Source organism: Treponema sp. OMZ 840, from assembly GCF_050937815.1.
Lineage (GTDB): Bacteria > Spirochaetota > Spirochaetia > Treponematales > Treponemataceae > Treponema_C.
This window is the reverse complement of sequence record NZ_JACDIJ010000001.1, coordinates 41,713-55,163: the sequence shown is the minus strand read 5'-3', so window position 1 is coordinate 55,163 and position 13,451 is coordinate 41,713. Positions and strand designations below refer to the sequence as shown.

The window sequence follows — 13,451 nt, the reverse complement described above, 5'->3', positions numbered from 1 at the left end:
AAATGCTAAAATAGCCGAGTATGAATTGCAGCTATCTTATAAAATTGAGTGAATTGACTTTAAAAGGTTCGAATATACGATTTTTTGAAAAAAAACTTCTCGATAATATAAAAGCCTATTTAAAACACACCGGAGCGCACATCGCTTTGCGTGCGGGAAGAATGTATGCGGAAGCCGACGAAGCGTATGCAAAGGATATCGAATATGCGCTTGCACATCTTATCGGTATAAGCGGCTGGGCGCGTGCACGTATATGCGAAAAAAATATCGAAGCCGTAAAAAAAGCCGTATTCGAAGAAGTTCAGGCGGCAAAAGAAAAAGGTGCGAAAACTTTTAAAATAGAAGCGCGCAGAAGCGATAAAAACTTTCCGCTTACTTCCTACGATATTTGCCGTGAGGCCGCAGCACCGGTTTGCGATGCGCAATTGCTGGCGGTAGATGTTCATCATCCCGACCTTACCGTACACGTCGAAGTGCGCGAACGCTGTTTTGTATACGGAAATCCTCACAAAGCTCACCGCGGCCTTCCGGTCGGAACGGGCGGAAAAGGACTTCTTTTGCTTTCCGGCGGTATCGATTCTCCGGTTGCAGGCTACCGCATGCTCAGGCGCGGCATGAGCATGGAGGCCGTATATTTTCACGCTTATCCTTATACTTCGGACGAAGCAAAAAAGAAAACCGAAGATTTGGCAGCCGTATTGGCGCGCTACGCCCTCTGTATGCGTATGCATATTGTGTCTTTTACCGAAGTGCAAATGCGCATAAAACAGGCGGGACCGGAAAACTGGTCTACCATGCTGCTTCGTATGTGCATGATGAAGGCTGCAAGCGCAATTGCCCGTGAAGTCGGGGCTTTATGCCTTATAAGCGGAGAAAGCTTGGGGCAGGTTGCAAGCCAAACAATCGAAAATCTAAGCGTTACCGAAAGCGCAGGGGATATTCCACTTTTACGGCCGCTTATCGGCATGGATAAAGAAGAAATAACACAAAGTGCAATTGCAATCGGTACTTATGAAACATCGATTTTACCCTACGAAGACTGCTGCGTTTTATTTGCCCCCAAACATCCGGTACTGCGCGCAAGCGTCGAAGAAGCGCGTCTACACTATGAAAAACTTGACTGCAGCGCTCTTATAAAAAAGGCCGTTGCCGAACGCGAAATTAAACGTTTTTTTGCACAAAGGGACGAACTGTGAAAGAAGAAAAAAACGTCAAACTGTATGAGCGCTTTATTTTTGCCCTTGTTTTATTAAGCATTGTCGCCCTCTTTTTGGAGCAAATTCCGGGCAAAGGCCTTATACTGCGCATTTTTACAAATGCGGTCGACGCTTTACTCATTTTAATTTTACTTATCGAAACGTCCGTACCGATTATTCAAACAAAATATAAAACTTTGTACATACGCTCGAATTGGTTTACCTTGAGTTTTACCGTTTTTTCACTGCTGACCTTTGCTTATGCAAAGATTTTTCATTCACATGCAGTTGCAAGCAATTGGGCCGTATTGATTTTATTTTTACGCAACCTCGTGGTCGGCTTTAAAATCTATACGCGCATAAAAAAACTGTCATCCTATTTTGAACGCTTTACGGCAAACCCTGCGCAAAATATTTTACTCAGCTTTGTATTTTTGATTTTAGCCGGCACCCTGCTTTTAATGATGAGCTTCAGTACCGTCGATGAAAAAGGTATTTCCTTTATAGACGCCCTGTTTACGGCTACATCGGCAGCCTGCGTAAACGGCTTAATCGTAAAATCAACCGTCGGCGACTTTACTCTTGCAGGACAAATCGTTTTGCTTTTTCTTATGCAAATAGGCGGCTTGGGCATTATGCTTTTGTCGTTTTTTACGGTATTTTTACTGGGAAAAAAAATATCGCTGCAGGATAAAATGCTTTTAAGCTATATGCTCAGCGAAGACGATTCGTCAAGTTTGCGTTCCACCGTTTTGGAAATCGTCGCCGTAACCCTTGTTCTTGAAGCCGCTGGAGCCGTATTGCTTTTTATCGGTTTTGTGCCGACGCTGGGTTTGAGCGCAAAAAATCTCTATTATTCGATTTTCCATTCCGTTTCGGCTTTTTGCAATGCGGGCTTTTCCCTTTACGACACCGGTCTGGAAACGTTTAGACTGAACCCGCTTATTTTGCTTACGATAGCTTTTTTAATTATTTTCGGCGGTATAGGATTTTCCGTATTAAAAGAGCTTAGGCTGTTTTTTAAAGAACGCATTGCGCATTGCGTCGTTAAAGAAAAAACCGCCTATAAACATCATATCGGTTTAAACTCGCGTATCTCATTAAGCTTAACGGCCGGATTGCTGCTTACCGGAACCCTGCTTTTTTACGGCTTTGAGCACGGAAACTCCATGGCCGACTACGGTCTTGCAGAACAATACCTTTCGGCATTTTTCCAATCGGCAACCTTACGGACAGCGGGTTTTAACTCCGTTCCCTTTTCGCATTTTTTAACGCCCACCTATTTATTTATGTGCGCCTTTATGTTTATAGGCGGCGGCTCCGGCGGAACGGCAGGCGGTATGAAGACGGGAACGCTGAGCGTACTGTTTGCGGCGGGAAAAGCTTTTTTTGCGGGCGGCGATAAACCGGTTATCGGCCGTTTTCAAGTGCCGGAACATAAAGTTAAAAGCGCCGTCCTTATTTTTTTTGCAGGCATTATTACCGTGTTAAGCGCAATTTTTATACTGTCGATAACCGAAAAACATAATTTGGTACATATTGTGTTTGAAGTATTTTCGGCAATTACCGCGGCAGGCCTTACGGCGGGTATTACGCCCCTTTTGTCGCTTGCAGGAAAAGCGGTTGTTATTTTATTAATGTTTTTCGGCCGCTTGGGCGCGTTGACGATAATGGCGGCGGCGGTTTTTAAATCGGACAGGGTAAATATCAATTTGCCCCAAGCCGATATTGCAATAGGATAATGTAAAACACTTGCACAATGGAGTAAATATGGCGAAGATAAAACAAAAGGTTTTTGCGGTATTCGGCTTGGGCATATTCGGTCAAACGATTGCCGATGCCCTGACGGAAAAGGGGGCGGAAGTTATTGCAGTCGATAACGATCCTGCAGTAGTTGAAGAGTTTAAAAACAAGGTTACCACCGCACTGCACATAGATTCAACCGATAAAAAAGCGCTTGAAAAAGCGCCGCTGGACGATACCGATATTGCAATCGTAACGGTCGGCGACGATCTTGAAGCAAGCATTATTACAACCGTACTGCTTAAACAGCGCGGCGTTCCTTATATTATAAGCAGGGCTGTTTCCGATGTTCATGCAGAAATCTTAAAGCAAATCGGTGCAAACGAAGTTATCAATATACAGGAAAACGTCGGAAAATCGCTCGCTCAGCGTTTAATCGCCCCCGAAATTTTGGAAACGATTCCGCTTTCAAGCGAATACAGCTTTGCCGAACTTTATGTACCCGAACCCTTTATCGGCAAAAAACTGAGCGATATCGGCTTAAAAGAAAAATTCGGTTTGCATTTGTGTATGGTAAAACGCATTAAAACCGACATAGACGATTTGGGAAATCCCACACGGGAAGAAGTGATTGTCTTTCCCGACAAGGGTTTTGTTTTTGAAGCGTCCGATATTTTAATGGCGGCCGGAAGGCACGGCGATATCGAAGAGTTTAAAAAGATTTTGTAAGGATGAGGAGAAACCGATGCTTTTTATATCGCTGCCCATGTTTATTTTTTTATTTATTTTTTCAGCGGGATTAAGCTTGGGTATGGGTATCACCGCATACCGTTTTTTTATCACGGAAAATAAAATAAGCGCCGAAAATTTTTTGTTTATTTCGATTTGCGCCGCCCTGTTTTTATGCCTGTGCTTTGCCTCCGTTATTATATATTCGCGGCAAAGGCGCAGTGCATTGTACCGTATAAATAAACTGGTGCGCGTAAACAGCGCCGCCGCAATAAAGCGGTTTTCCGAATTCGGAAAACTGGGAAAATTCTTTCAAAGTTTTTTTGAAAACATCTTGGATATCAGTGAACGGCGTGCACAAAGAATCGTTTTTCTCGACCGGGCTTTGCATCTTGTATGCGGCGAATCGAATGAAAATATCGCTATTGTAAACGACGTGGGCGAAATAAAATATGCGGCAAAGGGGTTTGAAAAAAGCAATAACCTTGAGCAGGGAAACGGTACGCATTTTGCGGATTTGTATCCCGGCATACAGTACGACGATATTTTTACAACGGTATCGTACAGCCGTACCGAGCATATCGAAAAAGGTGAAAAACACACATTCCGCTTTTTCCCCGTGTGCGAAAAAAACAATAATGTCCGCGGCCTCTTTGTTATCGTTGAAAAAAATACGATTATATCCTCAGGCAGCGAAACGGTAAAACAATTATATGAAAATATGACCGGTCAAGACAAAAGCGAAAGTTCATCGTCGGGGAAAACGGCAAAGCCTAAAAAACGCCTATTGTCTTTTTTTAAAAAGCACTGACACAATATGTATCGCTTTTAATTAAAAATCATCGATTTTCCCCCTTGCCATTATGCCGTTTTAATTATATAATATAATATCTATATAAGTATTTCCAACCAGTGAGGATTTCCATGAACAATTTTCAAAATCGTGTTATGGCAAAAAACTTGCCGCATTTCGGCGTATGGGTATGCACCGCGCTCATCATTTGGGTTGTATCTTTTTTAACGTCGTATTTTCCGATTTGGGCGAACATACCCGTTAATGTAGTGCTTCCCTTTTTGGTTTTAATGTATTTAAAAACCGTTTTTTTCGAAAAGCTTAAACTTTCGACGCTTATCGTTCTTCGCACCGCAATCGTTGCCGCCGTCTTTTTGGACTATTTTGCCGGCATTAACGGTAAGTGGTTTGTTTGGGTGGTATTGGCGTTTTTAAGCATCAACATTCTTGAAGCAACCTTTACCGATTTAAAATATAAAAAATATTTTAACTTTGTAACCGGTTTGGTTTTGGCGGTATCCGTGTGGGCATTGGCACCCTCGTGGTATAACCTTTCGGGCAAAAGCTATGTCTTTTCGTACATCTACGAAGCAAACAGCTACGGAGCAAGCGAACAGTACGTATTTTGGGGAACCGTATGCTGGATTATCGCATACACGATTTGGAATTGGATTTTCGTTACCGACGAATTCAGTCCCTCGATTGCCTACCTGCACTTTGCCATCCTCGGTATGCCTCTTCTCGGCTGTATTATCACACGAAACCCCGGTTTATGGCTTTTGTTCCGTGCAAATTCTTTGACCGTCGGCGGCATTTTACAGATTTCATGTAAACAAATCTTTGAAGAAAAATTAAAAAGCGAAAAAGTTACCGCCTTTGTTAAGGCCAGTCAAAAAACGGGGGTACAGGCAGTTCTCATGATTATAAACCTGATTTTAATGGCCGTTCCCTGTTATTTTGCAATTATGAGCATAGTAAAATAAAAATCGTTTTATAATTTTTGCTTATCGACACGGGCTGTTTTAAAAGACGGTTGTTTCAAGAACCGTTTGTTTTCAGACAAGCCCGTGATAATTTTATAGGAGGCATTATGCCGCAATATGATGTTATTGTTATAGGTGCCGGTAACGGAGGACTTTCGGCCGCAGTTACTTTGGCACAGGCGGGAAAAAAGGTTGCCGTATTCGAGCGGCACAATATTCCCGGCGGATGCGGAACAAGTTTTTGCCGCGGACGGTTCGAATTCGAAGTAGCTTTGCACCAATTAAGTTCAATGGGAACGCCGGAAAAACCCGGTCCGCTTCGCACGCTCTTCGACGAATACGGTATTACCGATAAAATCGATTGGATAGAAATCGAATCGTTGTATAAAATCAATTTACCCGGCGGAAAAGGCGTTGCGCTTCCTGCGGACAGAATGAAGGCTGAAGCGGCTCTTATCAAAGCCTTTCCCGAAGAAAAAGAAGCAATAAAACGCTACTACGAAATGGTATGGAAGTTTAACGAAGAAACCGTCGCCTTTATGGAAAAAAGCGCTAAAAGTTCCGGCGGCGAGCCTCCTGCGTTAAAAAAACTGATTATGAAAGCGGGATTCCCGAAACTGTACCCCACCCTTGCAAAATACGGGGTTAAAAGCACGGACGACGTTTTAAACGAATTCTTTAAAAGTAAAGAATTACAGCTTTGCCTTTCGGCCTACTGGTGCTTTATGGGTATGCCGCCCGCGCGCTTTCCCTTTACGATTTTGGCACGCTGTACTTATATTTACACCGAAGACAAGCCCTACTACCTCCGCGGCGGTTCTCAGGTTATTTCGCAGGCTTTAACCGAAGCGATAAAAAAAGCGGGAGGCGCGGTATTTTTTAATTTGGGCATTAAAAAAATCGTTTTGGAAAAGGGTAAGGCGGTCGGAGTTATCGACGAAAACGGCGAAAAATACCGCTGTAAAAAAATCATTTCCAACATTTCGCCGACGGCAACCTATGCAAACCTCCTCGACGAAAAAGAAGTTCCTGCCGAAGCGCGCGAATATTTAAAGGCGTACACCGTCGGTATTTCCGCCCTCACCTGCTTTATCGGTTTGGACTGCCCGCCCGAAACAATCGGCTTTACCGATTCGTTCAATTTAACCTACGACAGTTTGGATGCAAACCGCGATTTTATGAACTCCTATGAATTGGATACGAGCATAGACCCGATTGTTTCCACCTGTTACACGGTTGACGACCCTGAAGTATCGCCCAAAGGAACGAGTATCGTAACGGCCGGAACCCTCAAATACGGTACCGCTTGGGAAAAACTTTCGCCCGAACAATACCACAAAGCAAAGTACGATGCGGCAAACACGATTGTAGAGCGCCTCGAAAAACGCTATCCGGGCTTTAGAAGCCATATCGAAGAAATGGAAATCGCAACGCCGATTACCCACATGCGTTATTTAAATCATCCGGGAGGAGCGATTTACGGTTATGAGCAGGATTTAAAATCTTCCGTGTTTTTCTTTCCGCGCGATACCTTTATCCCCAACCTCGACTTTGCAAGCGGCTGGGTAAACACGTGCGGATTCGGCCCTAACTATATGTACGGCAATACCGTCGCTAAAAAAATTCTAAAGGAGATGGACTGATGCCTACTATCAAAGAAACCCTTATCGGCACTATGGAAAACGGAAAGGAAGTGCTTGAAGAAATTAAATTCGCCCGCAAAAGCGGTATGGATATCTTAGTCCAAAAGGATTCGGTACAAAGCTGCCTTGCAAAACTGCATCCGGGCAAATTGGAATTAACCGTATCGGATATTTACACCGTCGCCAAAGACACAAAGGTATTCCGCTTTGTATCGAAAACGGGCTACCTTCCCCCCTTTGAAGCAGGTCAATACATCAATGTCTATGTCGAAATAGACGGCGTATGTACAAGCAGGCCCTATAGTATTTCGTCTTCGCCCAAACAGCGCTCCTATTACGAAATTACGGTTGCAGGAGTAAAAAAAGGTTTTGTTTCCAATTACTTTTTGAAAAAGGTAAAAAAAGGCGATACCTTTACGGCGACTTCTCCTTCGGGACGCTTTCATTACAACCCCGTGTTCCACTCAAAACGCTCGGTGTTTTTAGCCGGCGGAAGCGGTATTACGCCCTTTTTGAGTATGACGCGCGAAATTCTTGAAAGCGGCCAAGACCGGGAAATCTTTTTGATTTACGGCAACCGCACGGAAGAATATGCGGCCTATCACGAAGAGTTGAGCGCTTTTGCCAAAAACTATCCGAATTTTCACTATCAGCTGGTTATATCCGACGATCCCAAATACAAGGGTGAAAAAGGTTTTATCGATGCAAAACGCATAAAAAGCTTTGTAAAAAAGCCGGCGGATGCAACCTACTATTTATGCGGCCCCCACATTATGACCGATTTTTGCACCAAAGCGCTTGAAGAATTAAAAATTAAACCGAAAAATATCCGCCGCGAAATGTTCGGCTCGCGTCAGGATATTCAAAACGAACCCTTTTGGCCCGAAAACCTTAAAGGTAAAGAAGTGTTTAAAATTTCGGTCGGCGGTAAAACGATTGAAGGAAAATCGAGCGAATCGCTTCTTACCAGCCTTGAGCGTGCGGGCGTGCGCGTAAACGTGTGCTGCAGAAGCGGCGAATGCAGTTTATGCCGCGTCAAACTGGAAGACGGCAAGGTTTTTATGCCCCGCGGCGCCCTCTTGCGCTTGGCGGACGAAAAATTCGGCTATATACATTCGTGTAAAGCCTATCCGATATCGGATATAAAAATATCTTTTTAACCGATTTTCGGGGCGGACGGAACTTCGGCTTTCGCCCGCTCCGCATGGAGGAATTATGTTCTTTTTTACAAATTATACATGGCAAAATATTTTAATCGCTTTAGCCGTTCTTGCCGGCCTTATTTTGGTCAATGATCTTACACGGCGCAGTAAATGGCTGTCGATTGCCGTATATATCGTCTTACCCCTTGTGTTAACTTTTACGGTATGGCCTAAAACGGCCGTGCGCGGAAGCGGCGACTGGTTTCCCGTCGTAAAAACCTATTCGGCCCTTGCCGGTGTTATCGGCTTTATGGCAATCCGCTACATAAAGGGTGCCGACACAAAAAAGTGGCTGTTGTTTTTTCCCGCTTTGATTTTATCAATCAATATTGCCGAAGCCGTATACCGCGACTTTGAAGTATATGCCGCATATGCCGGTCAAGCGGTTGTCAATCCCGTAGACGGTTTGTTTATGCAAGGCGGCATATGGAATATTTTAAACGCAATCGCCGGTATCGTATTGATTTTAACTTTAACGGGTATATTCGGCATACGTGTTGCAAAAACAAAGTCAAAGGATATGATTTGGCCCGACCAATTGTGGTTTTGGATTATTGCCTACGATTTGTGGAACCTTTCATACTGTTATAACTGTATATCCACTCGCTCGATGTACGCAGGTCTTTTATTGCTGCTTTCGTGCACAATCAGTGAGTTTTTTCTTAAAAAAGGCGCATGGCTTCAGCACCGCGCCCAAACCCTCGCTTTGTGGGCAATGTTTTCAATAACCTTTTCAAGTTATTCAACTTCGCCCCTGTTTTCGATAACATCAAGCTATAAACCTGCGGCTTTGACGGTTATAAGTATTTTATCGATTGTATCGAACCTTGCGGTATTGGTATATGAAATTATACAGATCAAAAAGACAAAGCGCTGCCCCGTTACACAGGATATCTATGTCGATTTGAAATCGTATAAAGCCGTCCTTGCCGATAACAATTTGAACTGATATCCCAAGCGGATTTTACCGTATACATTTTAGGTAAAATCCGCTATACTCATCTTTATGTTGCATACAATAATCGCTTTTTTTAAATTTGCAGTTTATCTTATCGCATCACGCGCCCTTTTAAAAACGGTAAGGCGCCTTGAAGCCGAGGGAAAAATCGCCGAGCGCGATGCAATAGTAAAAGAAAAGATTGCCGAATGGACACAGATGGTTATCGGTTTGAGCGGCAGTACCGTTGAAGTGCGGGGAATGGAAAATATTCCTCAAAGCGAAAGCTTTGTTATGATAGGCAATCATCAAGGCTATATGGATATTCCGCTTCTTTTAGGTTATGTTCCCAAAAGCATCGCCTTTATTTCGAAAATCGAAATATTAAAGGTGCCGCTTTTATCCGCATGGATGAAACAAATGCAGTGCGTGTTTATCAACCGCAAAGACCGACGCCAATCGGTTGAAGCTATGAGCGAAGCGGTAAAAACCGTACAAAGAGGCTACCCCCTTGTTATCTTCCCCGAAGGCACCAGAAGCCGCGGAGGACCGGTGGCCGAATTTAAAGCGGGAAGTTTTAAGCTGGCCTACCGTTCCGAAGCTCCCATAGTTCCCTTTACGATTGACGGAACCTGGCGCTTGTGGGAAGAACATAAATCGCTTAAAAAAGGTCATCTTATACTGACCATACATCCTCCCGTTGCGACAGCGGGTTTGACAAAGGAAGAACAGGCCGCAATCCCCGCGCAAATCCGCAAAACGGTAGAATCCGCACTGCCTAAAGAGCACATACGGGAAATAAAGAAAAAGTAAGAAAAAAGCGGAAACTGACTGATACCGCTTCCTGCACAGAGGCGGAAAGCGGTACAGCCGCCCCTCATAAAAAAGGCTGTCCGGATTTTTCCGAAACAGCCTTTTTTGCTACGTGTTTTATTTCAGCGGCTTACTTCCACTCGACATCAAAGGACAATTCCATATCGCCCCAGCCGGCCCTTTTGAAAACGGCTATCCAATCCCAAATATAGGCTGAAATGCCTATTGTCATCGTTTCTTTTTGTCCGCTTTCAAGTTTAGGCATAGTTACCGCCGTAACTTTCCATTCTCCGTCATCGTCCTTATATGACTGAACGGGATTTCCCGTTAACGACCATGAATTATCCGCTTCATCATATACAAGTGTAAAAAGCGATTTTTCATGTTTAATGATTACATCATCGGCATTACCCGCCAAAGGATCGTTTTCCCATATATCACAGCTTATATCTATTCGATGAGTACCTTCTTCGGGTTTTTCAATTGTAAGCGCATAATTTCCCACCAAATCCGCCTGACTTCCCCTGTCTATCGATAAATGATTGCCGTTATTCGTCGAAAAAATATCCCATTCACCGTTATTGTGGCGGAGTTTTAACTCATACCTGAATTCGGCTTTATCGGTGCCTCCTGCTATAGGATAATCACCTCCGACATCTTTTATTGAAATATTTTTAAGAATAATATTCGATATTTTGAACATGGGCTTTTGAACGTCGCCGACAAAACCCAGATACGGAGATTTTCCGGTAAAGGCGGGATCGTAGTTGCCGCTTGCCAAATTATTTTTGTATGCAGCACTCATGTGAAACGTACCGTCTTCGGTTACATAGCCTGAAGGATCGTATTCGTAAAAGCGGTATTTTTTTCCGCCCGGTCCCGTAGAAACTATATCTACGGGCGCCCATTTTGTCGGCACCTGATTTCCGAGCACATTTTTAAACTCGACGGGTTTTGCAAACGAAAATACCAATTTCGAATACGTATCTACAGCAACAAGATAGTTGTTTAATGAAACGACACCGCCTCCGTTGCCTGTAAAACGGTAAAATATAAACCGTTTCATCAGCACTTCTTTTTCACCTGTGGGATTACCGTCTTCGCCGTATAAATCGTATTCATCGTTAGTGTAAAGATTAAAGGGATTTTTACCGCAATAGCGGAAATATTTCATAGAACTTATGGTGTTTCCCCCGGCAGACGCATTACTTCCGTTGTACCACTGTTCTTCTTCCGAACCTTCCCACTGTACCGTACCGGAATACTGCATTTCGGGCACATTTGCAGCCGAAAAATTACTGCTGAATTTCCAATCGGTAAATTTATTTGTCGGATAAAGAGCAAAGGGAAAGCCGTCGGAAGCGGATAACTTTCCCGCCAATTGAGTATAAACGGTTGTATCGTGATTCGGTTCGGCAAGTTTGCCGTCACGCAATATCACCGAAAACATAGATATTGTTCCCGGTTCAAGAGGCTGCTCCGGAGGCGGAGGAGGAGTATCGCCGCCTCCCCAATCAGGTTCCGGACTGCCGCCGCCTTGTACATTTTTATTTTGCTGCTGTATATAATACGAATTCATATAGGGGGATGAACAAGCCCAAAACAAAAGAGCGGCAAAAATAAAGATGAAGCAAAGCTTTGATAGAGAAAAGGGTTTCATATATCCTCCTTGCAAAACCGTTTATAATTTAAAGGCAAAACCCAAGTTTATGCCGAAGTCAAGCGAATTAAGCCAATAATCGGGAAAGGGCTTTGTAATGTCCCCGCCGTTTGTTGCCGCCAAATCGGCAAGTTTTTTCGGTGCGGTTAAATATTTGGGACGGTAAATATTGTAGCGGGTATACCAGCCCAAAACTATATCCGTTGTATCCAAAACGGGAATATTATATTCAAGGGTTCCCTTAACCGAAAACATCAGGGGGTTCATTTTTTTCATCATTTCCTGAGTAACGATAATTTGACCGACCTCGGTCTGAATAACTCCCGGATCCGTCGAATATACCAGATAATTCGGGCTCATATCAGCTATCATGCGGCCGCCCACAGCGGCACCGACAGTTAATCGATTGTTAAAAAAATAAGCCTTTGCACTTAAACCGAAGTTAACGACAGGGGTAAAATCCACAATCATAAAGGTATCGAACGGGCCTGCGGAAGTAACCGCTTCAACTTTTTGAGAAGTGTTTCCCTGCCCCACGCCTAAGGCAACAAAGGTTCCCAATGCACTGAAGGGATGATTTTTACGCAATCCGAAAAAACGCTCCGAATCAAACACATAGCCGCCTTCAACCTCCCCGCTCATCAACAAGCTGCTCATCATACCGCTCATTCGAACGGCGTCTTTATTGAATTCTTTTAAACTTGCCTGCGAAATACTCGGCAGTGTTATACCGCCGCCGAAGTCGGCACGCAAGTACAAAAGAGGACCGCCTTGAAAAGCCGACAGAGGAAAGCCTATAAAAACACATAAAAGCAACACCAATGTGCATTTTTTATTCTTCATAGTATAACCATACAAAAAAAAACATATAATGTCAATGAAAATCGTACAAAAATATACAAAATTCATTTATTTATCTACTTTTGACTTTGCCCCTCGCCCGATTCCCGTAAGTGTTCCCATGCATAGCGTGCCGCAGCCTGCTCGGCTTCCTTTTTACTTTTGCCCTGCTTCGGCCCGTACACCTTATCGCCCAAAAAAACGCTTATCCAAAATATTTGTTCATGATCCGGACCGCTTTTTTTCACCAACTCATAATGCGGGCATTGTTTATATTTTTTTTGATAGAATTCCTGCAACAAGGTTTTATAATCTTTTTCATGCCGATTTTCTTTTACCTTTTGTATCTGGGGTATCAACAAATCAAGTATCAGTTTTTCAACCGCTTTAAAACCCGAATCCAAATAATAGGCGCCGAACACCGCTTCCATCGCATCGGCTAAAATCGCTTTTTTCCCGCGCCCTCCGGAAAGTTCTTCGCCCTTGCCCAAGCACAAACATTGTTCGACGCCGATGCTCAAGGCAATTTCGGATAAAGACGTTTCGGATACCACAAAAGATTTTATTTTTGTCAACTCGCCTTCCGGATGTTCCGCCAGCGATTTATACAAATATGCCGCCGTTACCATTCCCAAAACGGCATCGCCTAAAAATTCAAGGCGTTCGTTATTCTCGGCAATTCCGGAGATTTCGTTTGAAAAAGAACGGTGATAAAACGCCGTATCCAAAAGTTGTATATCTTTAAATTTAATGCCTAAACGCTTTTGAAAATCGTTAAGCAAGGGTTTACGGCGAGAAGATATGGTTTTATTTGTTTTAAAAAAGGAACGCACGTAGGTTGGCACACAGCGGAAACCGGACATACGCAAAAAAAAGTTTTCGTCCATGTCCGGTTCCCGAAAAGGGCTGTTT

At 43.6% G+C, this 13,451-nt stretch carries 12 protein-coding genes; 9 read left to right on the top strand and 3 right to left on the bottom strand.

Annotation, left to right across the window (positions count from 1 at the left end):
- The first annotated feature begins 20 nt into the window (after window positions 1–20).
- From thiI to H0R92_RS00260, 9 genes are all read left to right on the top strand, one after another.
- Window positions 21–1,196, top strand: coding sequence for a tRNA uracil 4-sulfurtransferase ThiI (thiI, locus tag H0R92_RS00300; protein WP_432960006.1), 1,176 nt, complete (start codon window positions 21–23; stop codon window positions 1,194–1,196).
- The gene (locus H0R92_RS00295; protein WP_432960004.1) at window positions 1,193–2,938 is read left to right on the top strand and encodes a potassium transporter TrkG; all 1,746 of its coding nucleotides are present in this window, start codon (window positions 1,193–1,195) and stop codon (window positions 2,936–2,938) included. The genes thiI and H0R92_RS00295 overlap by 4 nt, the downstream gene beginning before the upstream one ends.
- Before the next feature lie 28 nt (window positions 2,939–2,966).
- On the top strand, window positions 2,967–3,668 hold the full coding sequence (locus H0R92_RS00290; protein ID WP_432960002.1) for a potassium channel family protein: 702 nt from the start codon (window positions 2,967–2,969) through the stop codon (window positions 3,666–3,668).
- 16 nt (window positions 3,669–3,684) lie between these two features.
- Window positions 3,685–4,479 carry a hypothetical protein gene (locus H0R92_RS00285; protein WP_432960000.1) on the top strand — a complete coding sequence of 265 codons (795 nt, stop codon included), beginning with the start codon at window positions 3,685–3,687 and terminating at the stop codon, window positions 4,477–4,479.
- A gap of 137 nt (window positions 4,480–4,616) precedes the next feature.
- The gene (locus tag H0R92_RS00280) at window positions 4,617–5,444 is read left to right on the top strand and encodes a DUF5692 family protein (RefSeq protein WP_432959998.1); all 828 of its coding nucleotides are present in this window, start codon (window positions 4,617–4,619) and stop codon (window positions 5,442–5,444) included.
- A 107-nt stretch (window positions 5,445–5,551) separates the two neighbouring features.
- Window positions 5,552–7,087, top strand: a complete 1,536-nt coding sequence (locus H0R92_RS00275; protein WP_432959996.1) for a phytoene desaturase family protein — start codon at window positions 5,552–5,554, stop codon at window positions 7,085–7,087.
- The gene (locus tag H0R92_RS00270; RefSeq protein ID WP_428768234.1) at window positions 7,087–8,247 is read left to right on the top strand and encodes an FAD-binding oxidoreductase; all 1,161 of its coding nucleotides are present in this window, start codon (window positions 7,087–7,089) and stop codon (window positions 8,245–8,247) included. The genes H0R92_RS00275 and H0R92_RS00270 overlap by 1 nt, the downstream gene beginning before the upstream one ends.
- A 55-nt stretch (window positions 8,248–8,302) precedes the next feature.
- Window positions 8,303–9,238: a DUF5692 family protein gene (locus H0R92_RS00265; RefSeq protein ID WP_432959994.1), complete on the top strand. Its 936-nt coding sequence runs from the start codon at window positions 8,303–8,305 to the stop codon at window positions 9,236–9,238.
- 57 nt (window positions 9,239–9,295) lie between these two features.
- Entirely contained in the window at window positions 9,296–10,039 is a 744-nt protein-coding gene (locus H0R92_RS00260) for a lysophospholipid acyltransferase family protein (protein ID WP_432959992.1), read from the top strand.
- Between the two features lie 130 nt (window positions 10,040–10,169).
- On the opposite strand, the gene H0R92_RS00255 is transcribed toward H0R92_RS00260, so the two are convergent.
- The 3 genes from H0R92_RS00255 to rnc form a co-directional block, all read right to left on the bottom strand.
- A complete protein-coding gene (locus tag H0R92_RS00255) occupies window positions 10,170–11,699 on the bottom strand; it encodes a hypothetical protein (RefSeq protein WP_432959990.1) in 1,530 nt (509 codons plus the stop codon).
- 21 nt (window positions 11,700–11,720) lie between these two features.
- The gene (locus H0R92_RS00250; protein WP_432959988.1) at window positions 11,721–12,542 is read right to left on the bottom strand and encodes a hypothetical protein; all 822 of its coding nucleotides are present in this window, start codon (window positions 12,540–12,542) and stop codon (window positions 11,721–11,723) included.
- A gap of 74 nt (window positions 12,543–12,616) precedes the next feature.
- Window positions 12,617–13,402 (bottom strand): ribonuclease III, encoded by a 786-nt coding sequence (gene rnc / locus H0R92_RS00245; RefSeq protein ID WP_432961163.1) that lies wholly within the window; start codon window positions 13,400–13,402, stop codon window positions 12,617–12,619.
- Between the last annotated feature and the right edge of the window lie 49 nt (window positions 13,403–13,451).